At 42.6% G+C, this 26,228-nt stretch carries 24 protein-coding genes; 11 read left to right on the top strand and 13 right to left on the bottom strand.

Annotated features, from left to right (window positions below; translation table 11 throughout):
- The first annotated feature begins 15 nt into the window (after positions 1-15).
- The gene (locus tag FTV03_RS00500) at positions 16-1,029 is read left to right on the top strand and encodes a CorA family divalent cation transporter (protein ID WP_078189297.1); all 1,014 of its coding nucleotides are present in this window, start codon (positions 16-18) and stop codon (positions 1,027-1,029) included.
- A gap of 78 nt (positions 1,030-1,107) precedes the next feature.
- Here FTV03_RS00500 and FTV03_RS00495 read toward each other — a convergent pair whose 3' ends face one another.
- The 8 genes from FTV03_RS00495 to dxs form a co-directional block, all read right to left on the bottom strand.
- Positions 1,108-1,368 carry a lipid asymmetry maintenance protein MlaB gene (locus FTV03_RS00495; protein ID WP_218945760.1) on the bottom strand — a complete coding sequence of 87 codons (261 nt, stop codon included), beginning with the start codon at positions 1,366-1,368 and terminating at the stop codon, positions 1,108-1,110.
- A gap of 39 nt (positions 1,369-1,407) precedes the next feature.
- Positions 1,408-2,043: a phospholipid-binding protein MlaC gene (locus FTV03_RS00490; RefSeq protein WP_078189299.1), complete on the bottom strand. Its 636-nt coding sequence runs from the start codon at positions 2,041-2,043 to the stop codon at positions 1,408-1,410.
- 17 nt (positions 2,044-2,060) lie between these two features.
- Complete coding sequence (locus FTV03_RS00485; RefSeq protein WP_078189300.1) at positions 2,061-2,741, bottom strand: outer membrane lipid asymmetry maintenance protein MlaD; 681 nt, start codon at positions 2,739-2,741, stop codon at positions 2,061-2,063.
- On the bottom strand, positions 2,741-3,520 hold the full coding sequence (mlaE, locus tag FTV03_RS00480; protein ID WP_078189301.1) for a lipid asymmetry maintenance ABC transporter permease subunit MlaE: 780 nt from the start codon (positions 3,518-3,520) through the stop codon (positions 2,741-2,743). Before mlaE ends, FTV03_RS00485 begins: the two co-directional genes overlap by 1 nt.
- Positions 3,517-4,335, bottom strand: coding sequence for an ABC transporter ATP-binding protein (locus tag FTV03_RS00475; protein ID WP_218947263.1), 819 nt, complete (start codon positions 4,333-4,335; stop codon positions 3,517-3,519). Before FTV03_RS00475 ends, mlaE begins: the two co-directional genes overlap by 4 nt.
- Before the next feature lie 407 nt (positions 4,336-4,742).
- Positions 4,743-6,611, bottom strand: coding sequence for a DEAD/DEAH box helicase (locus FTV03_RS00470; protein WP_180039460.1), 1,869 nt, complete (start codon positions 6,609-6,611; stop codon positions 4,743-4,745).
- A gap of 457 nt (positions 6,612-7,068) precedes the next feature.
- A complete protein-coding gene (locus FTV03_RS00465) occupies positions 7,069-7,899 on the bottom strand; it encodes an inositol monophosphatase family protein (protein WP_078189303.1) in 831 nt (276 codons plus the stop codon).
- Between the two features lie 112 nt (positions 7,900-8,011).
- Positions 8,012-9,922, bottom strand: coding sequence for a 1-deoxy-D-xylulose-5-phosphate synthase (gene dxs / locus FTV03_RS00460; RefSeq protein ID WP_180039458.1), 1,911 nt, complete (start codon positions 9,920-9,922; stop codon positions 8,012-8,014).
- Positions 9,923-10,233: 311 nt separating this feature from the next.
- Between dxs and ribA the strand changes: the two genes are divergently transcribed.
- Positions 10,234-10,836: a GTP cyclohydrolase II gene (gene ribA, locus FTV03_RS00455; RefSeq protein ID WP_180026067.1), complete on the top strand. Its 603-nt coding sequence runs from the start codon at positions 10,234-10,236 to the stop codon at positions 10,834-10,836.
- A 94-nt stretch (positions 10,837-10,930) separates the two neighbouring features.
- On the opposite strand, the gene hemN is transcribed toward ribA, so the two are convergent.
- The gene (hemN, locus tag FTV03_RS00450; RefSeq protein WP_180039456.1) at positions 10,931-12,304 is read right to left on the bottom strand and encodes an oxygen-independent coproporphyrinogen III oxidase; all 1,374 of its coding nucleotides are present in this window, start codon (positions 12,302-12,304) and stop codon (positions 10,931-10,933) included.
- Between the two features lie 277 nt (positions 12,305-12,581).
- Here hemN and hemF point away from each other — a divergent pair, with 277 nt between their 5' ends.
- From hemF to aroE, 3 genes are all read left to right on the top strand, one after another.
- On the top strand, positions 12,582-13,523 hold the full coding sequence (gene hemF, locus FTV03_RS00445) for an oxygen-dependent coproporphyrinogen oxidase (RefSeq protein WP_180039454.1): 942 nt from the start codon (positions 12,582-12,584) through the stop codon (positions 13,521-13,523).
- A 229-nt stretch (positions 13,524-13,752) separates the two neighbouring features.
- Positions 13,753-13,974 carry a hypothetical protein gene (locus FTV03_RS00440; RefSeq protein WP_078189308.1) on the top strand — a complete coding sequence of 74 codons (222 nt, stop codon included), beginning with the start codon at positions 13,753-13,755 and terminating at the stop codon, positions 13,972-13,974.
- Positions 13,975-14,076: 102 nt separating this feature from the next.
- Positions 14,077-14,865 carry a shikimate dehydrogenase gene (gene aroE / locus FTV03_RS00435; RefSeq protein ID WP_180039452.1) on the top strand — a complete coding sequence of 263 codons (789 nt, stop codon included), beginning with the start codon at positions 14,077-14,079 and terminating at the stop codon, positions 14,863-14,865.
- Between the two features lie 85 nt (positions 14,866-14,950).
- Here aroE and FTV03_RS00430 read toward each other — a convergent pair whose 3' ends face one another.
- The gene (locus tag FTV03_RS00430; RefSeq protein ID WP_180039451.1) at positions 14,951-17,461 is read right to left on the bottom strand and encodes a hypothetical protein; all 2,511 of its coding nucleotides are present in this window, start codon (positions 17,459-17,461) and stop codon (positions 14,951-14,953) included.
- A gap of 230 nt (positions 17,462-17,691) precedes the next feature.
- On the opposite strand from FTV03_RS00430, the gene FTV03_RS00425 reads away from it, so the two are divergent.
- Both FTV03_RS00425 and FTV03_RS00420 read left to right on the top strand, forming a co-directional pair.
- On the top strand, positions 17,692-19,515 hold the full coding sequence (locus FTV03_RS00425; protein WP_168379095.1) for an acyl-CoA dehydrogenase C-terminal domain-containing protein: 1,824 nt from the start codon (positions 17,692-17,694) through the stop codon (positions 19,513-19,515).
- A gap of 342 nt (positions 19,516-19,857) precedes the next feature.
- The gene (locus tag FTV03_RS00420; RefSeq protein WP_180039449.1) at positions 19,858-20,160 is read left to right on the top strand and encodes a hypothetical protein; all 303 of its coding nucleotides are present in this window, start codon (positions 19,858-19,860) and stop codon (positions 20,158-20,160) included.
- A 43-nt stretch (positions 20,161-20,203) separates the two neighbouring features.
- Here the strand turns inward: FTV03_RS00420 and FTV03_RS00415 are convergent, their stop codons facing one another.
- Positions 20,204-20,611 (bottom strand): hypothetical protein, encoded by a 408-nt coding sequence (locus FTV03_RS00415; protein ID WP_180039447.1) that lies wholly within the window; start codon positions 20,609-20,611, stop codon positions 20,204-20,206.
- A 135-nt stretch (positions 20,612-20,746) separates the two neighbouring features.
- The gene (hemW, locus tag FTV03_RS00410; RefSeq protein ID WP_180039445.1) at positions 20,747-21,901 is read right to left on the bottom strand and encodes a radical SAM family heme chaperone HemW; all 1,155 of its coding nucleotides are present in this window, start codon (positions 21,899-21,901) and stop codon (positions 20,747-20,749) included.
- A 125-nt stretch (positions 21,902-22,026) separates the two neighbouring features.
- Here hemW and FTV03_RS00405 point away from each other — a divergent pair, with 125 nt between their 5' ends.
- The 3 genes from FTV03_RS00405 to FTV03_RS00395 all read left to right on the top strand — a co-directional run bounded on the left by FTV03_RS00405 (position 22,027) and on the right by FTV03_RS00395 (position 24,440).
- A complete protein-coding gene (locus tag FTV03_RS00405; protein ID WP_180010501.1) occupies positions 22,027-22,485 on the top strand; it encodes a DMT family transporter in 459 nt (152 codons plus the stop codon).
- 41 nt (positions 22,486-22,526) lie between these two features.
- The gene (locus tag FTV03_RS00400) at positions 22,527-23,885 is read left to right on the top strand and encodes an MATE family efflux transporter (protein WP_373687932.1); all 1,359 of its coding nucleotides are present in this window, start codon (positions 22,527-22,529) and stop codon (positions 23,883-23,885) included.
- A 123-nt stretch (positions 23,886-24,008) separates the two neighbouring features.
- Positions 24,009-24,440, top strand: a complete 432-nt coding sequence (locus FTV03_RS00395) for a hypothetical protein (RefSeq protein ID WP_180010500.1) — start codon at positions 24,009-24,011, stop codon at positions 24,438-24,440.
- Here the strand turns inward: FTV03_RS00395 and FTV03_RS00390 are convergent.
- Positions 24,437-24,649, bottom strand: a complete 213-nt coding sequence (locus FTV03_RS00390) for a DUF1737 domain-containing protein (protein ID WP_180010499.1) — start codon at positions 24,647-24,649, stop codon at positions 24,437-24,439. The two genes, FTV03_RS00395 and FTV03_RS00390, sit on opposite strands and share 4 nt — an antisense overlap.
- Before the next feature lie 201 nt (positions 24,650-24,850).
- Here FTV03_RS00390 and FTV03_RS00385 point away from each other — a divergent pair, with 201 nt between their 5' ends.
- Complete coding sequence (locus FTV03_RS00385) at positions 24,851-26,149, top strand: AarF/ABC1/UbiB kinase family protein (RefSeq protein WP_180039443.1); 1,299 nt, start codon at positions 24,851-24,853, stop codon at positions 26,147-26,149.
- The last annotated feature ends 79 nt before the right edge of the window (positions 26,150-26,228 follow it).

The following is a 26,228-nucleotide window of genomic DNA, read 5'->3' as shown; positions in this document are numbered from 1 at the left end:
AGGGGAAAAGACAACATGCTTGAAGCCTTTTACGCGACAGAGCGCGGTAGCTTAGAAGATGTCACCATCAATGGTGACTTCGATTTACATCAGGATTTAGTCTGGCTCGATCTCATTGCCCCATCCCAGGAAGAACAGCAATGGATTATGGATGCCTATGATCAAAATTTACCTACATTAAAATCATTAGAAGATATTTCGTCGAGTGCACGATTCTACCGTGATGACGACGGTATTTTGCACATCAGCACCTATTTTTTAACGAAAAATAAAAATTTTCAGGTCGATGGCGAACCCGAAGAAAATGCCAGCACCTTAGCTACCGTACAAACGGTTGCCTTTATTTTGCATAAAGAGCGCTTATTCACTTTACGGGGTGAAAAGCTGGTGGCTTTCCGTGCCTTTCGTGCCCGTGCGCGTCGTAATGACTATGAAATTGACTATAAAGATCCAACTTGGATTTTATTGGGTCTTTTAGAAGCCAAACTCGATGAGCTTGCGGATATCTTGGAAGATATCCACAAGGACTTAGAAAAGTATTCCACAGAAGTGCTGAATAACCGTCATCGTGAGATGATTTTAGACTTAGATGACATGATTACCCGACTTGCACATTTAGAAGATATGCTCGGGAAAGCACAGCTGTGTCTGATCGATTTACGTCGTGTTCTCACCTTCCTGTCACGTCCTCGCGCCTTGGGCAGTCATATTTATGATGCCGACATCCGAGAACTCAGTGAAGACGTACGCTCACTTGTTGAGCATGATGCCTTCTTGTTCCAAAAGGTTCGATTCTTACTGGATACCACCTCAGGGTTCATTAACACCGAACAGAATGATACGATTCGTCGATTCTCGATTTTACCAAGTATGCTTGCGCCACCGATGTTAGTGGCTAGCGTCTATGGGATGAACACCGATGTACTGCCCTTCGCACATGGTACAACCAGTTTTATCGTGGTCAGCTTAATCATCGTGGCATTCTTTATTGGCCCATTGATGTACTTCCGCTGGAAGAAATGGATTTAATCCGTTCCTATTGCGTAGACTTGCGAGAACTTCTTATCGCACTGCAATAAAAAAAGCACCTTACGGTGCTTTTTTTATTTAGATCAATTGCAAGTCATGCTCAAGATGACAGGCTTGAATAATCTTCATCATTTTTTCAGGGACTGCTTTAAACTGCAAACCTTGCGCTTTTGGCGTTTGACGTAACCAACGGACCAAAACAGCTAAAGCCAAAGTACTGCCATGCTCAAGCTCAGCAAGATTGACCACTAAGGGAAAAGCTTGCTGTTGTTGAATCAACTTCAAGCCGTCTTGATAATACAATTCGGCATTGTTGTAATCGATTTTGCCTGAAACCATCAATTCTTGTTGATGAAGTTTAATCACACATCACCTATCTTATTTTTTCTTGTCCAATGCTGCGTCAGCATCAGGTTTGAAGTTCGCAATTGCTTTATCAATGTTACCGCCATTACGTTTTACAGTTGCCGCAAACTGATTACGGAATTGTAAGCCTAGGTCGATACCCGAAACGTTGATATTACGGATTTTCCATTGTGAACCTTTATCCGCCAACTGGAAAGAGACTGGAATTTTTTCACCGTTGTTATGGAAATCAATCGTTACAACAGGGTTCTTACTGTTCGACGCTTTATATGGACGCATGCTATACGTTTGGTTACTAAACTTGGCAAAAGCTGAACCATAATTTTCGATCAGCGTTGCACGGAAGTTACGTTCAAACTGCGCACGTTGAGCCGCTGAGCTGTATTGATTCGTTGCATACGTACCCATCACGATACGTGTGAACGCTTGTGAATCGATATACGGGTCTAAGTTTTGACGAACAATCGTTTTCACAGCTGCAGGGTTATTTTGTAGTTTTGCGTGATCTGCTTTTAAACGTGTAATGAGGCCATCAGCCACTTTTTTTACAAATGCAGGTGGTGCTTCGCTTGGAGCAGCAAAAGCTGTACCTGCCATCATAGTTGATAAGATACTTGCTGTAAGCGTATGTTTTAACAATGTGTTCACTTAATTTCTCCTAAAAATTATTCAACAAATGCAGGTTCTTCTGCCGTTGTTGTGTCAGCAGCTTCTGTTTTTTGTTCAGCTTCTGCTGTGCTGTCAGATTTGTTCCCTGCACCACCGGTCACAAATTTAGACACCAAATCTTCGATTTCCATCGTACCTTGGGTATTACCAATTTGGTCACCACGTTTTAAGAAGTTGACACCACCACCCGGTACAATTTTCAAATATTTCTCGCCCAATAAACCATTGGTTGCCACCATAATGTAAGCATCTTCATCGATATTGGTGATGGATTTCATGTTAGCAATCAGTTGCTGTTCCATTTCTTTTTGTTTCGCAGGTGTTGCTGCTTCATAATCTGATGTGTAACGCAGTTCTTCGAGTGCATTCTTTTGCACTTCTTTTAATTGTTCTGCGTTATAAGAGGTTAATGAGCCATCCATAATCAGATGTGCTGTCACTAAGCGCGTCACAGGATCGAGTTTCAACGACTCCACTTGACCGACTTTGACACCGCTTAAGGTGACTTTGGCACGGGGTTTAATCCCGTTTACATTTTCAAATGTCGCGGTCAATTCATAACTGTCTTCGATGTTATTGCCGACCAAACCACTCACACGCATCGCCAAGAAGAAAATAGCGATAGCAAAAAGAATGACAAAAAAACCGACGGCCAGTTCACTCGTACGTGATTTCATTAAATACCTCCGAACATGACCGCAGTCAACACGAAATCTGATCCTAAAACACACAACGAAGAATACACGACTGTACGTGTGGTCGACGTTGCAATACCTTCTGAAGTTGGGACACAGGCATAACCCTGATAGACCGCAATCCATGTACAAATTAATGCAAAAACAAAACTTTTGATGATGGTGCCATTAAAGACGTCTTTAAAGAATTGCACACTGTTCTCGATGCCACTCCAATAAGAGCCTTCATCTGCACCCAGAAAATCAACACCCACCAATTTACCGCCCATGATGCCGACCGCAGCGAAAATCACCGACAACATTGGCAAGCTAAAAATACCAGCCCAAAGTCGAGGCGAGATCACTCGTTTTAATGGATCGACCCCGATCATTTCCATACTCGACAACTGCTCAGTGGCTTTCATCAAACCAATTTCAGCCGTCAAAGCAGAACCTGCACGACCTGCAAAGAGTAAAGCCGCAACCACAGGTGCAAGTTCACGCAGTAAAGTCAGTGCAACGGCTGTGCCGAGCATCGCTTCACTACCAAAGGTCGACAGAATGCTATACATCTGCAAACCCAGTACCGAGCCAATAAATAAGCCAGATACCACAATAATCAGTAATGAAAGCACACCAACACGGTACATCTGATAAATAAACAATTTCACGCCAAGTAAAGTCGGCATGGAAAAAAGAATCTGCAGCAACATAATGGTTGCTACGCCGATTCCTCGAACACGTTCAATGACGCGTCTACCTAATGCGGCAATAGCATTCATGAACGAACCTCATGATTTAAATAGGGCTGATGACTGAATTGATAATCGACCGGACCTTCTACCGAACCCGTCAAGAACTGCTTCACAAAAGGCGAAGCATGTGCTTTTAACTGCTCAGGTGTTCCCTCGCCCTGCACTTTCCCTTCAGCCACCACATAGATGTAATCTGCAATTGATAAGGTTTCAGCTACATCATGCGAGACAATAATGGTGGTTAAATCTAAAGCTTCACGTAGCGAACGAATCAAGCGGGTTAAAACCCCCATCACAATCGGGTCCTGCCCTGCAAAGGGTTCGTCATACATGATCAGCTCAGGATCGAGTGCAATTGCACGGGCCAAAGCCACACGACGATTCATACCACCTGAAAGTTCAGAGGGCATCATTTTTTCTGCACCACGTAAACCAACAGACTCTAATTTCAACGCAACAATTTCAGCGATCAAATGCTCTGGCAACTTGGTATGCGCACGAATTGGAAAGGCTACGTTTTCATATACCGACATATCGGTAAATAATGCGCCGCTCTGAAACAGCATCCCCATACGCGCACGCGCAGCGAAGAGTTCCTGACGTGACATCTGTGCAATGTCCTGCCCATCAAGCAACACTTCTCCATTATCGGGAGTCAATTGACCACCAATTAAACGGAGTAAAGTCGTTTTACCTGTACCAGATGGACCCATAATTGCAGTGATCTGACCACGACGAATTTTTAAACTGACATTGTCATAAATGACGCGCTCTCCTCGCTTAAAACTCAGGTTTTTCACTTCGATCAGTGCCTGAGTCTGAGAAGACGTTTGATTATTCATAGCTGAGGATTTTCCTGCATTTTTTTCAGCATGCATACTATAAAGGATTGAAGTTTAAAATGTTACCATTGCATGAGCGCATATCCCTGCATTCCATCAGGTAAATTGTTTTTTATTATTAATGCGATTTTATAGAGGCTGCTTTCAACCCAATAGAAGAATTTAGTTAAAATAATTGTATATATAGTAAACGATATTACACAATAAGAGTGTCAAACCGATATAAGGCATAAGTACCTCGATCATCACTGTACGCATATTTGCCAACGCGTTTCCGTTCATATTAATTATCATTAAACACATAAAGTTTGATCAAGTATACATTTTTCTGATTAAAAAGCTAATTTAAATCCATAAAAAAAACCGGTGTTTCCACCGGTTTTTTCGATATTTCTTTCGAAATTCAATTAGTCATTGAATTTACGACGTGGACGATCTTCACCGAAAGTGCGTTCGCCACGTGGTTTATCATCACCGAAACGTTTTGGACGGTCATCGCCGAAACGTTTTGGACGGTCATCGCCGAAACGTTTTGGACGATCTTCACCAAATGAACGTTGAGGACGGTCACCGTTGAATTCACGACGTGGACGATCTTCACCAAATGAACGTTTTGGACGATCGCCATAACCTTCACGAGCTGGTTTGTAATCTACACGGTTACCACGGTTGTCATCGTTAGAACGACGGTCAAAACCACCTTCACGACGTGGACGATCGCTGTTAAATTCGCGACGTGGACGATCTTCAAAACCGCCTTCACGACGTGGACGATCGTTGTTAAATTCGCGACGTGGACGATCTTCGAAACCGCCTTCACGACGCGGACGATCGTTGTTAAATTCGCGACGTGGACGATCTTCGAAACCGCCTTCACGACGTGGACGATCATTGTTGTATTCGCGACGTGGACGATCTTCGCCACCAAATGATGGACGCTCACCACGAGGTTTATCATCATAGCTACGACGTGGACGATCATCACCGCCTTCACGACGTTTGAAGTTTGATTCACCTTCAAAACGGCGACCGCCACCGAAACCACCTCGACCACCTCGACCGCCATCACGACGACCACGACCGCCATCACGGCTACCGCGTGCAGGAGGTGGAGATGGCTCAAGACCTTCAATTTCAGATACATTTAAACGTGCATCTAAGAAGTCTTCTAAAGCACGGATTTTACCGCGTTCACGGTAAGTCGCTAAAGTAATCGCGTTACCAGTACGACCCGCACGACCTGTACGACCGATACGGTGTACATAGTCTTCGTTCTTCATTGGAAGACCGAAGTTAATTACGTGAGAAATTGTTGGTACGTCTAGACCACGTGCAGCAACGTCAGTCGCAACTAAGATTTTTGCACGGCCTTCACGAATGCTACGTAAACGACGGTTACGCACAGTTTGTGGCATAGCACCGTGAAGTGCTACAACAGAGTGACCTGCTTCAGCAAGTTCTTCAGCCAACATATCTGTATCTTCTTGAGTAGATGCGAATACAACCGCTTGATCTACAGACTCATCAGATAACCAGTGAGTAAGAAGTTTTTTCTTGTGTTCGAAACCGTCAGTCCAGTGAAGTGTCTGAGTAATATCAGTATTTGTAGAGTGACCAGTTTCAATCGCAATACGCTGTGGATCATTCATCATGCGTTCTGCAAGTGTAATGATACGCGGCGCAAATGTTGCAGAGAACATTAATGTTTGTTTACGGTTAGCAGCCAAGTCGCTGATCGCTTCTAGGTCTTCAGAGAAACCTAAGTCAAGCATACGGTCAGCTTCGTCAACGATTAACGCATCAACGTTGTCTAATTTAATTTGACGACGGTTAACAAGGTCAAGTAAACGACCTGGAGTCGCTACGACAACTTGTGCACCTTTAAGCTGTTGGATTTGTTTACCGAAAGGCATACCACCCATGATTGCAGCAATACGAACACCTTTCATGTGGCGTACTAAAGCAATTGCGTCTTGGCTTACCTGTTGAGCCAATTCACGAGTAGGACAAAGTACAAGAATAGAAGGTGCAGTAACCGCTTTCATGCGATCTTTGAAAGACATCAATGTGTCTTGACCAGCTAATGCATTCACAGTTGGGAGTAAGAATGCAGCAGTTTTACCAGAACCTGTTTGGCTTGATACAAGAAGGTCTTTACCATCCAATGCAGCTGGAATTGATTGTTCTTGCACTGGAGTCGGAGTTGTAAAACCTAGACCTTGTAATGCTAGTTGTAAAGATTCATGTAAAGGAAAATCAGCAAAAGTTTTGCTCATAGAGTATTTCACCCCAAAAGTGGGTGCTCCATTAAAAATATAAATTCAGATGGACATCGGCAAAAAGCGGCACAGCAAAAGACGCTGAAAATATAGAATCAGCGGCGATCCGAGAACGACGATGCGTATAACGCACACATGATTACAGCCGCAACCTGAAGGAATCGCTTAGCGATTGGGTGGGGCGCGAAATATCGTCCTCTCTTTGGACCGGAACGCGCATACACAATGATAGAAGAGAATGTTCAGGTAATGAACGAAATTTAGTGCGTGCGGGGATTATAGCAGAAAGTTTTTAAATGTCACCTGTTTTAGTCAACTTCAGAATATTTTTTGTAAGAAGCTTTAAGTTATAGGTGTTTAAGCCATTATTTTTGACCGATTAGACAAAAATAAAGCCCTCATAAAGAGGGCTTTATTTCATTATTCTGTCAATAAACTCGAACTAAGCGTTCTATTATTTAGCAGCTTCGCCCCAAGCTGGAACTACAGCTTGCATAAGCGGTTTAAGCATTTTCATAGAACATGCAAGTACTTGACCATTGTCCATTGAGTCGTTACCACCACGAGCATCAACCACAGTACCACCCGCTTCTTTCACAATAAGTTCGCCTGCAGCGATGTCCCAAGGTTTCAAACCAAGTTCGAAATAACCATCGAAACGACCGGCAGCAACATATGCTAGATCAAGAGCAGCAGAACCTGAACGACGGTATTGAGCACCGGCTTCAGTCACATTTAACAATGAGTTGAAATGGTTTTTCGCATAAGAAACCACTTCGCCATTACGAATTTTACGATACGCATGACCCACTGAAAGGAAAGTGTTTTCTAAGCTGTCTTTTACATTTACACGAATACGGCGTTGGTTCATCATCGCACCGCGACCACGGCTTGCAGAGAACAACTCATCTTTCACAGGGTCATAAATAACACCGTGTTGAGTTACACCTTTATGTTGAACTGCAATAGAGATACAGAAATGTGGAACACCATTGACAAAGTTTAATGTGCCATCAAGTGGGTCGATGATCCAACACCAATCAGCGTCGTGACCTTTGCCTTCTTGAAGACCAAACTCTTCGCCTAGGAAACTGTGATTTTTATAGCTTTTACGTAGGGTATCGATAGTCAATTGTTCCAAATAACGGTCTACACGCGTTACTGGACCATCAATTCCTTTTTCTTCGACTTGTAGATCGAGTTTATGACGATTTTGATGCGCTTTTAAAAGCTCTTGACCAACTAATTGAGCCGCACGCGCAGCCATAACCACCATAGGTTCCATTGAACACCCACTACAAATTTGAAGATACTGATAAAGAATAATGCATAAAAGCCCTTATATCTTATCAAATATAAGGGCTTTTAGGGAAAAAATGTTTCTAAAAATTAGAAATTCAACAAACCACTGTTTGCTTATGTTTTAGCCAGCTCTGTGTCACTGAAGCGCCAATGCCTTCAGCATCCAGTCCAGCCTGATGCAACATTTGAGCATGTGTTGCTTGATGCATGAACTCGTCAGCCAAACCTAAATTCAGCACAGGCTTAACCACGCCTGCTTGGGCTAAATATTCATTTACTGCACTGCCCGCACCCGCCATGACTGCATGCTCTTCAACTGTCACAAATAGTTGCGTACTTGCTGCGATTTGATCGATCAACTGTGTATCTAATGGCTTCACGAAGCGCATATTAATCACACGTACAGCCACATCTAGCTTTGTCGCTAAAGCCTGCCCTGCCTCTAGTGCCGCTTGAACACGACTACCAAAAGCCAGTATAGAAATGGTGTCATCTTGCTGATCATTGAAGTTTGCAACAATTTCACCACGGCCAATTTCAAGCTCAATCATCTCTTGCTGAATCTCAACACCCAGTCCATTACCACGTGGGTAACGTACCGCCGCTGGGCCTTTATACAAATAAGCCGTATGCAACATTTGACGACATTCATTTTCGTCTTTCGGCGCCATGATCACCATGTTTGGCACGGTACGCATAAAGGCATAATCATATGCACCGGCATGCGTTGGACCATCTTCACCAACCAAACCTGCACGGTCGATACCAAATGTCACATCAAGATTTTGCAAAGCGACGTCATGAATCAGCTGGTCATAACCACGTTGTAAGAAGGTTGAATAGATTGCAACAACCGGTTTTACCCCTTCACAGGCCATACCCGCAGCCAAAGTCACCGCATGTTGTTCTGCAATGGCAACATCAAAGAAACGCTCAGGGAACTGCTTGGCAAATTGCACCATGCCTGAGCCTTCACACATCGCAGGAGTAATCGCCAATAAACGATCATCCTGTGCAGCTTCATCACATAACCACTGACCAAAAACATCTGAATATTTCGGTGCAGTTGCCACTGCAGCAGGTGCATTCACTTTACTGATGGCATGGTATTTGATTTGATCTGCTTCGGCAGGTGCAAAGCCTTTACCTTTTTTGGTATAGACATGCACTAAACGTGGGCCTCTGCGTTTTTTTAAGGCTTCAAACACATGTGTCAATTGTTCAACATCGTGCCCATCAAAAGGACCAAAGTAGTCAAAGCCAATGGCTTTAAATAGGTTGTCTGCAGCATCGGTCGCAGCACAATGTAGGCGTGAGTTATACGCCCATTCAGGATGAGGTTGAATATAGGCTTCGCCATTTTCAGAAATATTCACCGATTGACCACTTTCCCAAATCGCAGCCAAATGCTTAGCAAAACCACCAGTACTGCATGAGATCGACATATCGTTGTCGTTCAATACCACCATGAGGTCAGCATTGTGTGCCACCGCATCGTTCATGGCTTCAAAAGCCATGCCCGCTGTCATCGCGCCATCACCCACGATTGCAACCACATGACAGGGATCTTGCTTGAAGCGACGTGCCAATGACATCCCAAGACCAGCAGAAATCGCTGTTGATGAATGGCCTACACCAAAGGTGTCAAATTCAGATTCTTCACGGGCAGGAAACGCAGCCAAACCATCTTTGGCACGAATCGTCACTAATTGTTCACGACGACCAGTTAAGGCTTTATGCGGATAGGCTTGATGACCCACATCCCAAATCAGACGATCACGTGGCGTTTCAAAACAATAATGTAATGCCACGGTTAATTCGATCACCCCAAGATTGGCACCAAAATGCCCACCACTTTGTCCGGCCGCATACAAAATAAATTGACGTAACTCATCCGCCACTTGCTCTAATTGGCTGCGCTCGAGTAAACGAAGTTGTTGAGGATGGTTAATCGTATCCAGCAACGGTGTTACAGGGCGTTGAAATGGTATTTCTTTATACAGCATAATGTGGCAAAGCCTTCTAAAGCCTGGCAAATTCCTAAGCTCGGTCTAAATGGGTAACTCGATCATATCGTCGAATTGTATCACCTTACAATCAGCCAAACTTGTAGCGATGTAATTTTTAGCAATGATCTCGTTGGGGAGATTTTGAATGAGTCAGATTATCCTGAATAATCTTCCTATTTATCAACTATTATCGTTCGCTTTATACAAAAAAGAAAATGTTCTGCATAAATTCGTCGTTGCAATTCTACCAATGTCCAAGCATTACGCTATACTTTAGCCAATTTATAATCGAATAAACGGGTTAAGCAGTGCCTATAGAATTTGTCGCAACGTCAAGATTACCGACCGCTTTTGGTGAATTCAATATTACGGTTTTTCAGGATCCTGAAACCGGTGAAGAACATGTCGCACTCTCTAAAGGACTAGAACAAGCTCCCACTGAACCTGTTTTAGTACGTATCCACTCCGAATGCCTGACTGGTGATGCCTTTGCTTCACTCAAATGTGACTGCGGCCCACAACTTCAAGCCACCCAAAAATTAATTAATGAAGCGGGTCAAGGGGTGATTTTATATTTACGCCAAGAAGGTCGCGGTATTGGTTTAACCAATAAAATCCGTGCCTATGCCCTACAAGACCAAGGTCATGACACAGTGGATGCCAATTTATTATTGGATCTTCCTGCCGATGCACGTCGTTATGATATGTGTCCTATCATATTGAATCATCTCAACATTACTGCAGTGCGTCTCATTACCAATAACCCGTTAAAAATTGAAGCGCTACAAGAACAAGGCGTGAATGTCGTTGATCGTGTTCCGCTGACTGTGGGTCTAAATCCATTCAACGAACAATATTTAAAAACCAAACATGATCGTATGTCGCATATGTATCAAAAGGATGATTTTTAAAAATCCTTTAAATTCTCCATAAATTAATCCCTCCAAACCTCTCTTTACAAAAGGGAGGCTTCCCCCTCTTTATTAAAGAGGAGTTAGGGAAAATTCAAATCGTCATCGAAAAAATACGATTTTCAGGAACACGACGTTTTAATCGTAAATCAAACGCCATGCAGATATTGCGAACAAAAGGCTTGCCTGCATCACTCACCTGAATGTACTGATCAAAAATTTCGAGCAAGCCATCTTCTTGCATTTCAGCCAATTGCGCTAATACTTCATCAAGCTCAGGAAATTGCATTTCTGGACCTGCCCAAGAAGTTTGGAAGGTACACATCAAATTGAGAATATGCTTACGGATGATTAAGTCCTCATTTGTCAGCACATGCCCCCGATAGACTGGAATTTCATTCGCTTCTAAACGTGCATAATAGTCTTCAATTTTCTTTTCATTTTGCGCAAAGCTGTACCAACTATCACTGATCGAGGATAAGCCGAGTCCAATCATTACTTGGGTTTTCGATGCGGTATAGCCCATAAAATTACGGTGCAAACTGCCCTGCTGAAAAGCTTGATACATTGGATCTTGGGTTAATGCAAAATGATCCATCCCAATTTCATGATAGCCCTGCGCTAGTAGCTGTTTTTTACCTTCTTCATAGCATTGACGCTTTAAATCATCTTTCGGGACATCGGCATCTTTAAACCCACGCTGACCATTGCCCTTAATCCACGGCACATGTGCATAGCTATAAAAGGCTAGACGATCTGGCATCAAACGATTGGTCTGTTCAATGGTATGCAACACATCGTTTAAATCCTGAAATGGCAGACCAAAAACCAAGTCATGCGAAATAGAGGTATAGCCAATATCACGTGCCCACTGTGTTACTTGTTCAACATGTGCAAAGGGTTGAATACGGTGGATGGCTTTTTGCACCTTTTCATTATAATCCTGCACTCCATAGCTCACGCGCCGAAATCCAACATCGTACAAGGCTTGTAAATGCTCACGTGTGGTATTGTTCGGATGGCCTTCAAAGCTAAATTCATGGGTATCGGCAATATCCGCCTGCGCTAGAATGCCTTGAATCAACTGGGTGAGATGCTCAGGAGAAAAGAAAGTAGGTGTTCCCCCGCCCAAATGAATTTCTTTAATTATTGGCCGATCGACCAAGAGCTGACAATATAAGTTCCATTCTTTCAGCACAGCCTGAATATAAGGCAGCTCCATCTCATGTTTTTTCGTGACTTTTTTATGGCAGCCACAAAACGTACATAAGCTTTCACAAAATGGCAGATGGATGTACAGACTGATGCCTTCGCTGTGATTAGTCTCATCAAATGATCGCTTCAAGCCCTGTTTCCACTGTTGCAATGAAAACTCAGCTTCCTCCCAATACGGCACGGTTGGATAACTGGTATAGCGTGGACCCGGTACATTATATTTTTGAATTAAAGAACTCGCCTGCTGAGACATCGATGCACCATTTCAATCAATGAGATTCAATTTAAATCTACCTGATGATTATTGTGCTGAGCTTCAGAAGTGAATTCAACCTAGCAAATTTGTCGGAATAGCCCCAATTTCAGCCGGAGCAATTGCTGCTAACTTTGCATGATCTTTTGGTTTAATCACTAGATATCTAGATTTAAAGCAAAGATCCGATGCTGAGTATCGGGAAAAATGCCTTAAGTTTTCACGTAATTTATGCTTTGATGACACTTATCTTTAAATTATTTTAATAAAGGTCACCATGCAGAATCCAACTTCAGCCGATATTCAACGTGTAGATGAATTCCTTCGCGATTTACAGGCACGAATTTGTGCCGCATTGGAACAGCAAGAACGTGCTGGTGGCGGAAGTGCCGACTTTGCTATCGATGACTGGGAGCGCCCTGAAGGTGGTGGTGGTCGCTCACGTGTTCTACAAAATGGAACGGTGATTGAAAAAGGTGGTGTGATGTTCTCGCACATCAACATTTCAAAATTACCAGCCTCAGCGACTGAACGCCATCCCGCTATTGCAGGTGCAAAAGCGCAAGCCATGGGCGTGTCACTGGTGATTCACCCGAAAAACCCCAACGTCCCGACCTCACATGCCAATGTGCGTTTATTTGTTGCCGAAAAAGAAGGCCAAGATCCGATTTGGTGGTTTGGCGGTGGTTTTGACCTCACTCCATTTTATCCAAATGATGAAGATGTCTTATCTTGGCATCAAACTGCCCATGATCTTTGTGCCCCATTTAGCGATACACTCTATGATGAACATAAGAAATGGTGTGATGACTATTTCTATCTCAAACACCGTGATGAACAACGTGGTGTGGGTGGTTTATTCTTTGATGATCTCAACCAATGGGACTTTGAAACCTGTTTCAAATATATGCAGGCCGTGGGTAATGGTTATTTAGAGGCGATTTTACCGATCTTCCAAAGAAACCAAGACAAAGCCTATACCGAAGCACAACGAGACTTCCAACTATACCGTCGTGGTCGTTACGTTGAATATAACCTTGTCTATGACCGCGGCACCTTATTTGGCTTGCAAACTGGTGGACGTATTGAGTCGATTTTAGTGAGTATGCCACCTTTGGCGGGCTGGTCGTATCGTCCTGAATGGGAAGAACATTCTGCCGAGAAAAAGCTCACCGACTTTTATTTAAAACCGCAAGATTGGCTTAATACGCTGAAATAAACTGATAAACATGTATTCACCCCCTGTCCGTCAGGGGCTTTTTATTGCCTGATGATTAGAGTATTCATTTGTATGTAATATCTTGATGCATAAATAAATTTTTTAAGCATTTACTTTGTAATCAGATTGCTCAACAATGACACATCTTTTAAACAGCTTTAAGCTATGTCATTGCACAATGTGTCAATAAACTTATGGCTGTAATTTTCTTGTACGGAGTACAACGCACATGACACATCAAACACTCAATAAAAAAGCAGTCAGTCTTACTGCATTGGTGTTTTGGAGCTTTGCTGTTGTGCTGATTAGCGCTATCAGTACCAATATTTTTTCCGAAACGTCTTTGAATGATAATTTGGCTATTGGCTTCATGGTGGTTGCCTTGATTGGTTTAGTCATCAGTGCAGCGAGCATCTTGATTCAAAGCGTCCTAGATATTTGTAATCCTTAATTTTCCGCCTTTATTTCACGATTTTAAGACTGCCCGAACTTTAGCCATCCTCGGTTTTGGCGTATATTGTCTGCTCTTTCACATCTACATGGACGCTGTGCAATGAGCAAACAATTTGCCGTGATTGGCAACCCGATTGAACAATCACGCTCACCTGAACTTCATCATGCCTTCGCTGAAAAAACAGGCCTCGACATTCAGTACAGCAAACGACTTGCGCCACTCGATGGTTTTCAGCACAGTGTCGAATCCTTCTTTGCCGAAGGTGGCATCGGTATGAATGTCACTGTTCCGTTTAAAGAACAAGCCTATGCACAATGTGCCGTCCTTACTGAACGTGCCAAAATTGCAGGTGCGGTCAATACACTTTGGATGCAAGATGGTCAATTACACGGTGATAATACTGATGGTCAAGGCTTGGTGAATGCCATTCATGCCTTAGATTGGAATTTAGAACAGAGCGATATATTGATCATTGGTGCAGGTGGTGCAACACGTGGCGTGATTTATCCGCTGGTACAAGCTGGGGCCAAAAAAATCGTCATTGCCAACCGTACTTTAGCGCGTGCTGAACAATTGGTCGCTGACTTAAAAACTGCTGTCCCCAATGCCGAACTTGTAGCCATTGCCCTCGCCGACTTAGCAGGTCAATTTGATCTGGTGATTAACGCAACATCGGCCAGTTTAACGGGTGATCCGCTAATTTTGCCTGAAGCTTTACAATTCACCCACGCCTATGAAATGGCCTATGGCAAACCGTCGACATTTTTGGATCAAGCCAAAGCACGCCATGTTCCAACCTCAGAAGGTTTTGGCATGTTGGTTGGTCAAGCGATCGAATCTTTTTCCATTTGGAATGGCGTCAAACCTGATCTAAAAGACTTTCTATAATTCAAAATGATTTGCTCAATTTACTTTCAGAGCAGTCGAAACACCTAAAAAAAGAACCTCGATTGAGGTTCTTTTTTTATCCAACTTAGTTCTTGTGTTTTTGAATGGCCTTATAGGTTTCATAATAAGCCGATTGGCTGAACAACTCTTCGTGTTCTGCTGTTAGGCCTTGTAATGACGCTTCTGATAATTTTCCTTTGATATCATCAGCAAAGGCTTGCGCATAGATTTTTGATGCTTTCACCAAATGTGCTTTTTCAGTTCCTTCCAGTTCATAACTGGCTAAAAAGTTTTGTTGATATAAATGTGCAAAAATCGCCTGATCAGTCTTATAGGTTTTTTGCAATTGTTTCCACTCAACCTGAGCTTTGTACTCACCAATCCCCGACTGTACATAATGATTGACCGAAGAACCTAAGTCATCAAAGTCTTGATAGCGATGCAAAGCATGCTTATCACGTAATTGATTTAAACGCTTCAGCGCATTGCCTGTTGGTTCTTTTAAGCCATCAACAAATCGATATGCATAAACTTCTGCAATTTCATTCAAATCATTGGCTGAGTAATAACGCACATACTGAGCGCGATAATTAGCAAATGCCACGACAAATGCCGCTTGATAGGCTTTCACTTCAGATTGATGGCGCTTATAACTTTGCAAAGCTACAATACTTAGATATTCAGGAAGTTCGATTTCTTCATTTGCAGCACGGACATCATCGACCGATGCAGTTTCTGCTTCAACAAGCAGAGGATCATTTCCCGTGATTGGTGCAAGCAGGCCTTTCAACATATTTTCAAAGAGTGAATCTTTACTGACTTCCTCAATGGATTTTGCCTGTTTCATGGCTTGACGATCAATTTTAGTCGCATTGCCATAATTCAAGATTTGGTTGCTACTTTTCAGCTTTAATTGACCAAGACGTGGCTCATTAAAGGCCAATTGATAGTCCATTACTTGGACGCGGCCTTTGTGATCTAAGCCTACATCCATCACGACATTCGAAGATGCTTTATCCTGTGCATTCAGCACCTGCGCAATTTCAGCTTGATGCTTTTGCCATAATTGCTGGAATTGTTTTACATCGACAAGTTGTTCACTTTGATATTGCTGGAATACTGGTTTTAACTGCTCAACAGCGTCCGCAATCTCAGAATCTGTATTGGATGCGTCCGCAGCAGAGGCCGATGGTACAGAATCTTCTTGCAGTGGTATCACCCGAACATCTTGATAATCCTGACACAATGTGATTTTACCAATCGGCACCTGTTTGGTGTTTATCAAGGCCTGACAGACTTCCTCAGATAAGTTCGCTGTTTCATCATCTTCCTCAGAAGCCGCATTAGCTTCGATTACTTCAGTATCTGTACTATAGGCTTCTTCATCATCACCCGCGGTCGCCTCCGCATATGCACTTGCAGTATCGATCGCGTATTCAGCAGATTCAGCGGCAGAAGACGTTTGTTCTTCTTGCGTTTCGTGTTGGTGATACATCAGGCCATGCATTTTCGCATTGAGCAGCTCATTCACACGTTCTACAGATGCATAAGCCGCATCATAGTCTTCATCCTCAGCTGCTGCCGCTACTGCAGTCCCTCCCGCCGCTTCAGCCGCAGCCATCGCCTCTTCGGAAGCACTGAGATGCGCAGCAGCGTCCACAGATTCATCTTGCTCAGCGTCACTATTGCGCTGACCTTTGATTTGCGTGGTGTAATAGTTGGCGTTCACAAAATCAAAAAGTTCAAGCTGGGTGTATAGCGCATCGAGATCACCCACATAGCGGATTTTTTTAGTCAGCCCTGCATTTTTTTCATCACGTGTTAAAGCAATATTTTGCACTTGATTCGGCTCTGCCAAGACATAGGGCAAAGCATTCATTTGTTTTAAATAGTCAGCAAATTTTTTCAAATCGTACTGAGCAATCGTCTCTTTATGTTTTGAAAAATCCACATAAGCCAAGCTGCTTTGGCTTTCGCGATTCACCATAAACGGCATGAACGCAAAGTAGTTGGTATAAAATTTATGTTGATTAAAATCAATGATCATCGGCAACTGTGCATTCACCTGCAAGGTCGGTTTTTGATAACTCAATTGCAAGGTTAAGGCAGCAAGTTTTTCTCTAAAATGTACTGAACCGCTATAGCTAAACTGTAAATCATTCAACACATTCAGCAGTGATTGTGCAATTTTGGATTGCGGAGAAACGCCATCCTCTTCATCGCTATAGCGCGCTGATGGTGGGATCGACTCATTGGCAATGGCTTGATAGAGCTGTTTCTTTTCTTTTTGGCTAAATGGAATATTTTGGGTTTTAATCAACTGATCCAGTTGTTTTTTAAGTTTTGGATCCAGCTCTGGCTGTGTGCTTATCGCAGGTTTTGACTTGGTTTCAGGCTTTTTTTCATCGAACTGAAGATCTGTTTGAATTGAAAATTGCCCTTTCATGTCATAACTGGCATTTTCAAACATTGCGTTTAAGCCTTGAGTGGCTTGTTGCCCGAGAGACTGATCCGTTGAATTGGTTTTTATGACATGTTGAGCACACCCAGTAATACTCAAACCCAGTAAACAAAGTGTTATATATTTTAATCGCATAATTGTACGAAAGACCTAAGTTCTTTATGATTTATTAAAAGAAAAAAATGATCAAAAGATCAACATCAAGTCTATCAGAAGTTTATTTTTCACATGTTGGTTAAATATTACAATTCGCCTTTCTGACATTTTTTAAGGGCGTATTCATCAATGTTTTTTAGATGAAATTATGAATAATCAAATCATCAATACAGATAATCCAAAAAAATTTAGATATTAGGATTAAGACTATGCCTGCATATAAAGCGCCTTTACACGATATTCGTTTCTTAATGAATGAAGTGCTCGATTACCCAGCACATTACAAAACTTTGTCTAATGGTGAAGCTGCTGATGCAGACACTGTCGACATGATTTTAGAAGGTGCAGCGGATTTTTGTGAAAACATCCTTTCGCCTTTGAACCAAACGGGTGATGAAGAAGGCTGTCATTTTGAAAATGGTGATGTGAAAACACCAAAAGGGTTTAAAGAAGCCTATGACCAATTTGTACAGGGTGGCTGGCAAGGTCTGTCTTTCCCTGAAGAATTTGGCGGTCAAAACTTGCCACAGTCGTTGAATCTCATCAAATCTGAAATGATGGGTACAGCAAACTGGTCATTCCAAATGTATCCGGGTCTCAGCGTAGGTTGTATCAACACCATTCTACAATTTGGTTCAGAAGAACAGAAAAACCAATATTTACCGAACCTTGTTGCTGGAACTTGGTCAGGCACCATGTGCTTAACTGAACCTCAATGCGGTACCGACTTAGGTCAGGTAAAAACCAAAGCGGAACCTCAAGCTGACGGTAGCTATGCAATTTCTGGTACAAAAATCTTCATCTCTGCGGGTGAGCATGATTTAACAGATAACATCGTGCATATCGTACTTGCTCGTCTTCCAGATGCTCCTGCAGGTACTAAAGGGATTTCATTGTTCATCGTTCCAAAATTCCTTGTGAATGCAGACGGTTCAGTGGGCGAACGCAACCCTGTGACTTGTGGTTCGATTGAACACAAAATGGGGATCCGTGCTTCAGCAACAGCTGTGTTGAACTTTGACAATGCGATTGGTTACTTAATCGGTGAAAAACACAAAGGCCTACACGCAATGTTCACCTTTATGAACACTGCACGTATTGGTACAGCGATCCAAGGCATTGCACATGCTGAATTGGCATTCCAAGGCGCTCTTCCATATGCCAAAGAACGTATGTCTATGCGCGCACTTTCAGGTAAAAAAGATCCTGAAAAAGTAGCCGATGCGATTATTCACCATGCAGACGTACGTCGTATGCTTTTAACTCAAAAAGCGATCGCTGAAGGCGGCCGTTCAATGATTTACTATGCAGCTCAAATTGCGGACAAAATGACTGATGCTTTAACCCGCGGTGATACAGCAGCGTTTGAAGCACATGATGACCACTTAGGCTTCTACACCCCGATTCTCAAAGGTTTCTTAACCGAAATGGGTTATGAAGCTGCAAACCATGGTATGCAAGTATACGGCGGTCATGGTTATATTAAAGAATGGGGCATGGAACAAATTGTTCGTGACTCACGTATCTCTACTCTCTACGAAGGCACAACCGGTGTTCAAGCACTAGACTTGATTGGTCGTAAAGTTCTGCTGACCTCTAAAGGTAAAGTGATTCGTGACTACACAGCTGAAATCTTGAAGTTCTGTGGTCAACATGCACGTAACAAATACATGCGTCGTTTTGCGTGGGACTTAACGAAGCTTTGCGCACAGTGGAATGCATTAACGGTTCGTATCATGCTTGCAGCACGTAAAGACCGTGACATCGTATCTTCTGCTTCTGTCGATTTCTTAATGTTCTCTGGCTACGTGATGATGGCTTACTTCTGGGCACAACAAGCTGCCGTAGCTTCTGAAAAATTAGCAGAAGGCAATGGTGCAGAAGTTCCTGAGTTCTATAAAGCAAAAATCAAAGTGGCTGACTTCTACTTTGAACGTCTATTACCACGCTCACAAGGTCACGCTGAAGCAATGGTTAACCCATCGAAGACCATGACTTCTTTGGCTCCTGAACACTTTAGCTTTGACTACTAAGCTTTAAACCGAGTTAAATGACTCTATAAAAAGACCGCTTCGGCGGTCTTTTTTGTCTTCTCTTTTAATTTTGATCTATAGGAATTACGAGTAGTATTCTTAATTTCTTCATGAGGTAATAACAATGTATAAAGATGAACTTTATATGGAGAAATTTTGTTGTATTTTTCAACAAAAATAGAACACCTTATCGCTAAAACATAATTTTATTTAATAAATATTAAATACTTAAAGTAAATTTAACTCCATAATTTTAGCTTTACATTTGTATCTCATACAACTTCATATCTTCTGCATAGCCTCCCCCTATGATGACTTCATTAATTCATAGAGAGCGTAACCATGAAAAAATTGATGTCTTCATTGATGATTGGTCTGATTGCAACAACTGCGACAATGTCTGCAATGGCAGCGCCTGCATTCGATCATAAAAATCCACCACCTGCTGCACACTTTGATAAAAAACCTGTGCCACCTAAAGCAACACATCACAAATCTGCTGGGCCCCACATGGTGAACAAAGAACATCAACAAGCTCATGCGAAATTTGCCAAACAAAACCATAAGGCCACAGCATTTAAAGCCAATCAACACAAACCTGTACCGCAGCATAAATTACCCCCTATGCCACCGAAACATCGTTAAGTTAAACTCAAAAAAAGACCGCGAATGCGGTCTTTTTTAATCTTTACTTTGCTTTATCAGCAATAAATTCTTTGATCTCTATGGGTTTATCTTTCACCAACTCAACTGTCCCTTCATTCACACCATTAAAGTTTTTAAAATGAATAGAAACGCCTTGGTCGTTGGCAAGTCGTACACCACTTCCAGAAACCGCTCGTTTCAACTCATAAACCCGATCAGAATTATCCGTCAATTGTGCAGTTTCAAAATTATCTTTGGTTTTTAGCTCAATCGTCAGATCTTGCGGCCCAGTAAAATGAATAACTTGCTCGTCCTGAGCAATAGCAATGTCATTCGACGGAGTAGTTGCTGACGCTGGTTCAGTTGATACCGTGTTTTCTACTGTAGCCTTTTTATCTGCACAACCAATCAAAGCTAAACTGAATACTGCAGCACTTAAAATATATTTCATTTTTAGGATAGTCCTTCTTGTAATATGTATTGGATTATTACAGGTCTAATTTTACAAATTGGACGCAAACTACATTAGAAATATAAAAATTTACGTGCTTTTTAAATTAAAAAAACAATTTTTCAATAGCATTCATTACAAAAACTCTTCCAACACTGAGTTTAAAAAGATATGCCCCTGTTCAGTACAAGACAAACGCTCAGGATCATTCACCATCAATTGACGCTGACGTAATGAAGCCAATAATTCAGAGATTGGCGCTAAACTCTCACCCGTTCTCTGCGTATACAAACTTGCATCTACACCATGATTTAGCCGTAAAGCATTCATCATAAATTCAAAAGGCATATCTTCTGACTCAATGCGTTTAAACTGAAGATTCTCCGCTGGGACTTTGGCTAAATAGTCTTTCGGCAATCGGGTTTTTTGGAAACGATACACCCCGTCTGGCATGGTCACTTTACCATGCGCGCCTGCGCCAATCGCTAAATAGTCACCAAACTGCCAGTAATTTAAATTGTGTGCCGACGGCTTTTCTTTACGCCATGCCGACACTTCATAATTGATAAAGCCTTGCGCTGTTAAATAGGCTTCGCCCTGCGCTTGAATCTCTTCAAGCACATCATCGACAGGCAGAATCGGCTGGGTGCGGAAAAAGACCGTATTCGGCTCAATCGTCAACTGATACCACGACACATGCGTTGCGCCATTTTCCACAGCCAATTTCAAATCCAAAAGCGCTTGCTCAATGGTTTGTTCAGGCAGGCCATGCATCAAATCGACATTCACCCGTTCAAAACCTGCTTCCCGTGCATGCTGAATGGCAGAAATGGCATCGTCATTCGAGTGAATCCGACCCAGTTTTTTCAGTTGCTCGGTATTAAAACTCTGCACACCGATGGATAAACGATTGATCCCTGCATCTAAATAACCGGCAAATGGATCGTGCTCAACGGTGCCCGGATTGGCTTCCAAGGTAATTTCACAACCTTCTTCAAACGGCACCAACGCTTTGAGCTGAGTAAATAACCATTGATAGCCTTGGGCAGAAATCAATGATGGTGTACCGCCACCAATAAATACACTATGAATCAGGCGACCCTGAGCAAAATCGACTTGGGTTTTAAAGTCTTCAACCAACGCCTGTAAATATTCTTGTTCTAAGTCCAAAGACAATTCACCATTAGGCACCGCATGCGAATTAAAGTCACAGTATGGACATTTACGCACACACCACGGCATGTGAATGTATAAAGACAAAGGAACGAGTGCAGGATTTAATTCAGCCAAGGAGATTGCTCAAAATGCGTTGAAGAATGCTGCGTATTTTAACATGACTGCATCAGAGTGCTTGTGAAAACTCTGATTGAATACAGTAGACTAATCATATTAAAAAAGAATTTGCTGATAACAAGATGAAAATAAGCAGCCATTTATTGTACTTACTGCCGCTCGCGATGGGTATTGGCATCGCCATGACCATTCAAACAGCGATCAATAGCCAATTGCGTGAATATTTATATTCACCGCTGCAAGCTGCCCTTTTTTCTTTTTTGGTTGGTACAATAGTCCTCGCCTTTATGGTGTTTTTTCAATCGGCCGAAAAACCGGACTTTGCAAGCTTTGCTCAAATTCCTTGGTATTTATGGCTGGGAGGATGTCTGGGCGTTTATGCCATCAGTATCAGTATTTATACCGCGCCGAAACTGGGTTTTTTATCCCTTTCGGGTCTGATTATTTTTGGACAGATCTTAATGTCGATGGTATTTGACCATTTTGGCTTGCTCGGCACTGAAAAAACCCCGATTAACTGGCAACGCTTATTGGGTGGCGTGGTGATTTTTATTGGTGTGCTTCTCACTTTCCAACGCTAAGACCTCATTCCTAAGCACCTCACAAGAAATGAGTACATTCTGTGTCTACTGTCACGGCTGTAACAAGCAGCAAGTATGAATTAAAACAACTGTTTCATTTAATGATCCCGATATTGATCACGCAGTTTGCGCAAGCGGGATTTGGTCTCATTGATACCATCATGGCTGGACACATGTCCGCCAATGACCTTGCAGCCATTGCGGTCGGGGTCGGTTTATGGATACCGGTCATGCTGCTGTTCAGCGGCATTATGATTGCAACCACCCCATTAGTGGCAGAAGCCAATGGTGCTCGCACGCCTGAAAAAATTGCCACCATCGCCCGTCAGTCTTTGTGGGTCGCATTATTTTTAGGGATCATTGCCGCATTAGTCTTACAAGCTATGCCGCTGCTTTTACCGTTATTGGGTGTCCCTGAAGTATTACTTCCGAAGGCGAGCTTATTCTTACACGCCATTAGTTTAGGTATGCCTGCTGTCACCATGTACGCAGCTTTACGTGGTTACTCAGAAGCATTGGGGCATCCACGTCCAGTCACTGTGCTGAGTCTGCTGGCCTTATTGGTGTTAATTCCACTGAACTTTATTTTTATGTATGGTTTAGGCCCAGTCCCTGAACTGGGTTCAGCAGGATGTGGTTTTGCCACCGCGATTTTGCAATGGTTAATGTTCTTTGCTTTGGCGATGTACGTTTTCAAAGGATCGGCCTATCAAAAAACCCAACCTTTCGCTGCTTTTGAAAAAATGAACAGTGAATGGATCAAACGTATTTTAAAACTCGGCTTTCCGATTGGCTTAGCCATTTTCTTTGAAGTCAGTATTTTTAGTACAGCCGCTATTGTGTTGAGTCCCTTAGGCGAAGTTACCATTGCAGCGCATCAAGTCGCCATTTCGATTACCTCGCAATTGTTTATGATTCCCATGTCACTGGCGATTGCGCTGACCATTCGGGTTGGTACCTATTATGGGGAAAAGAACTGGCTGGCTATGCGAAAAGTCCAGAAAATCGGTATGTTGACAGGGACGGTATTTGCCCTGATTACCATGCTACTGCTTTGGCTTTTACGTAATGAAATTGTGTCACTCTATACCAATGACTATGATGTGACTCAGCTTGCCGTGTATTTGGTCTTGTTCGCGATTGCCTATCAGTTGATGGACGCATGGCAAGTCAGTGCCGCAGGGTGTTTACGCGGCATGCAAGACACTAAAGGGCCGATGTGGATCACCATGATCGCGTATTGGATCATTGCCTTCCCTGTCGGGATCTATCTTGCACGCTTCACCACGACTGGTGCTGCAGGCGTTTGGATTGGCCTAATTGTGGGTCTGACTGTCGCCTGTATACTGCTACTTACACGTTTATTTATGATGAATAAACGTTTAGCTCAAGCGGGATAAGCCCTTAAAAACCATCTAAAAAGTTACTTAAAAATACGGCTACGCTATGCAGAAGATTAATGCAAATTAACACCCTGCATAGCAATGCCATAAATAAAAAGCACGAAGAAGAGGAAAATAAACATGTCCCATGTATTTCGCTCGATCAGTCTCTGTCTGAGCTTAGGCTTTTCCATGTCACTACAAGCTGAACAAACGATCAACCGACATGAATTTCCTTTATATCACGCACCCATTAAAGTCCAATCACAACCCGAATTTGATTACATCAATCAAGCACTTTGGACAGCCTTTCGCTTTTATCATGAACAACAGGCGGACTCATATACCGCACGTTTAAAATTAAGTTGTCAGCAGTCTGGTATGGCGTATACCTATCAGGACTTCATCAAGGCCAATCAAAAGTTTGCCTCTGCGGATGATCAGGATTTTATCGTGACGCAAAACCTCATCACCTTGAATGAAAATTTACACCATAACCAATGCAGTAAATATCTCAGTCCACATTTAGAACTGGAAAAAACTGAATCGAGCGAAGCAGCAAAAACCAACTAATTAAGCGCCTCGATGGCATTTTTTAAACTTTGTGGCACTTGGCTGTCGTCCTCTACGTCTTTCACGATCGCTTGCCCGACAATCACCTCTGTCCCATTAAAACTCATGGTCGGTGATCCATACAATTCATAGCCTTCATTTAAAGCTTTGGTCACACGGGCACAGAAATTGACATCATCTTTACCGGTTAAATAGCGATACACTTTCATCGTTCAGTTCTCTTCTAGCGACGCGATATTTTAAACCATTCAGCACGTGGCTTAAATTTGCCTGAATTATTTTCAGTATTTACATTTTTGTCCATCATTTTATCAATGCAAATAAAGTCTTAACAATTTAAAGTAGGCAGTTTGTGTTTTGTCGCCTATGATCGGTATTAGATAATAAATGATGATCTTGAGGAACATCACATGGCAAAAACGGCTAGCACACCGGGTCGTCGCTTTATGAAACTTGCCAGTATGACGGCAAGCATTGCTACTAAAACCGTTTCCAATTCCATCCGCAATATCACTGCCGATGAAGAACAGAAAAATGCATCTCGCAGTAAACTTTTTCAGGACATCGGTCTGCAAATTGCAGACACTTTGGGTGAAATGAAGGGTGCGGTGATGAAAGTCGGACAAATTGCCTCGCAGTACAAAGACATTTTTCCACCTGAAGTCGCAAAAGCGATCAGTAAATTACAACGCCAAGCGCCAGCCATGCCTTTTGCTGAAATTAAGGCTCAAGTAGAACAAGAACTCGGCAAACCCCTCGCACAGATTTTTAAAAGTTTTGAAGAACAACCTTTTGCTGCTGCATCTATTGGGCAAGTGCATAAAGCCGTGTTACCTAATGGTCAGCAGGTGGTGGTGAAAGTGCAATATCCGGGTGTCGAAGAAGCCTGTGAAAGTGACTTAAAACAAGTTCGGCTTGCACTTCGTCTGATGGGCGTATTGAAAATTGATCGGAAGTTACAAGACAAGCTATTTCGTGAAATTCAGGACAGTTTGGACAATGAACTAAACTATGAAATTGAAGCACAAAACTTAGATGTTGCGCGTGCGTTTCATAGTGCGCTGGATGACAAAATCATTATTCCACAGGTCTATAAAGATTATTCTTCACGTCATATTTTGACTTTAAGTCTAGAGCTTGGCGACAGTATAGAAACTGCCAGCACATGGTCACAAGAAACACGAAATGCCTTGGGAAGGCGCTTATTCCGTGCCATTGGCCGTGAAATTTTCTTCCTTAAACGTTTCCACTGTGACCCGCATCCAGGCAACTTCGCCTTTCGTGAAGATGGTTCAGTCATCGTATATGACTACGGCGGTGTGAAAACCCTGTCTCCTGAAATCGTGTCGCACTTTAAGCAATTGATTAATGCTGCACGCAAGCACGATATTCCACTGATGGAACAGCAACTTGATGCCCTACATTCCCTCAATGAACTCGGTAAATTCCCTGCGGAGTTGTATGAACAATGGCTTGAAGTACTGATGCGTCCACTGACCACACAATACGACTTTGCTGAAAACTCAGCGCACCATGACGGGGTAGAATTAATTAAGCCATCTCTTAAATACTGGGATGTGTTTAAACCGTCGCCAGACACCCTGATGGTGAACCGGACTGTTTCAGGACATTATTGGAATTTGATTCATTTGAAAGTGCATGACAATCTCAATGATCTTTTTGATGAGTTGGTCCCACCTAGCGCTTAAGTGAATATGACGCGCTGATTGCCTGATGAATTTCGGGCAATATTTGCATTTTATATTGTTATGTTATAACATTTCTTTA

Origin of the sequence: Acinetobacter sp. YH12218 (assembly GCF_013417925.1) — a bacterium.
Taxonomy (GTDB): Bacteria; Pseudomonadota; Gammaproteobacteria; order Pseudomonadales; family Moraxellaceae; genus Acinetobacter; species Acinetobacter amyesii.
Note: the sequence above shows the minus strand (reverse complement) of the source record. Positions and strands in the feature narration are given on the sequence as shown.

What these genes read in the sequence shown, in the direction of transcription:
- FTV03_RS00470 (WP_180039460.1), bottom strand. Translation starts at nt 6,611, where the DNA reads ATGAGCAAAACTTTTGCTGATTTTCCTTTACATGAATCTTTACAACTA.
- dxs (WP_180039458.1), bottom strand. Translation starts at nt 9,922, where the DNA reads ATGCTGTATAAAGAAATACCATTTCAACGCCCTGTAACACCGTTGCTG.
- FTV03_RS00405 (WP_180010501.1), top strand. Translation starts at nt 22,027, where the DNA reads ATGAAAATAAGCAGCCATTTATTGTACTTACTGCCGCTCGCGATGGGT.
- FTV03_RS00465 (WP_078189303.1), bottom strand. Translation starts at nt 7,899, where the DNA reads ATGGAACCTATGGTGGTTATGGCTGCGCGTGCGGCTCAATTAGTTGGT.
- FTV03_RS00390 (WP_180010499.1), bottom strand. Translation starts at nt 24,649, where the DNA reads ATGAAAGTGTATCGCTATTTAACCGGTAAAGATGATGTCAATTTCTGT.
- FTV03_RS00475 (WP_218947263.1), bottom strand. Translation starts at nt 4,335, where the DNA reads ATGAATAATCAAACGTCTTCTCAGACTCAGGCACTGATCGAAGTGAAA.
- hemF (WP_180039454.1), top strand. Translation starts at nt 12,582, where the DNA reads ATGCAGAATCCAACTTCAGCCGATATTCAACGTGTAGATGAATTCCTT.
- FTV03_RS00395 (WP_180010500.1), top strand. Translation starts at nt 24,009, where the DNA reads ATGTCCCATGTATTTCGCTCGATCAGTCTCTGTCTGAGCTTAGGCTTT.
- FTV03_RS00440 (WP_078189308.1), top strand. Translation starts at nt 13,753, where the DNA reads ATGACACATCAAACACTCAATAAAAAAGCAGTCAGTCTTACTGCATTG.
- FTV03_RS00425 (WP_168379095.1), top strand. Translation starts at nt 17,692, where the DNA reads ATGCCTGCATATAAAGCGCCTTTACACGATATTCGTTTCTTAATGAAT.
- FTV03_RS00415 (WP_180039447.1), bottom strand. Translation starts at nt 20,611, where the DNA reads ATGAAATATATTTTAAGTGCTGCAGTATTCAGTTTAGCTTTGATTGGT.
- FTV03_RS00385 (WP_180039443.1), top strand. Translation starts at nt 24,851, where the DNA reads ATGGCAAAAACGGCTAGCACACCGGGTCGTCGCTTTATGAAACTTGCC.
- mlaE (WP_078189301.1), bottom strand. Translation starts at nt 3,520, where the DNA reads ATGAATGCTATTGCCGCATTAGGTAGACGCGTCATTGAACGTGTTCGA.
- FTV03_RS00495 (WP_218945760.1), bottom strand. Translation starts at nt 1,368, where the DNA reads ATGGTTTCAGGCAAAATCGATTACAACAATGCCGAATTGTATTATCAA.
- FTV03_RS00485 (WP_078189300.1), bottom strand. Translation starts at nt 2,741, where the DNA reads ATGAAATCACGTACGAGTGAACTGGCCGTCGGTTTTTTTGTCATTCTT.
- FTV03_RS00500 (WP_078189297.1), top strand. Translation starts at nt 16, where the DNA reads ATGCTTGAAGCCTTTTACGCGACAGAGCGCGGTAGCTTAGAAGATGTC.
- FTV03_RS00420 (WP_180039449.1), top strand. Translation starts at nt 19,858, where the DNA reads ATGAAAAAATTGATGTCTTCATTGATGATTGGTCTGATTGCAACAACT.
- aroE (WP_180039452.1), top strand. Translation starts at nt 14,077, where the DNA reads ATGAGCAAACAATTTGCCGTGATTGGCAACCCGATTGAACAATCACGC.
- hemN (WP_180039456.1), bottom strand. Translation starts at nt 12,304, where the DNA reads ATGTCTCAGCAGGCGAGTTCTTTAATTCAAAAATATAATGTACCGGGT.
- FTV03_RS00430 (WP_180039451.1), bottom strand. Translation starts at nt 17,461, where the DNA reads ATGCGATTAAAATATATAACACTTTGTTTACTGGGTTTGAGTATTACT.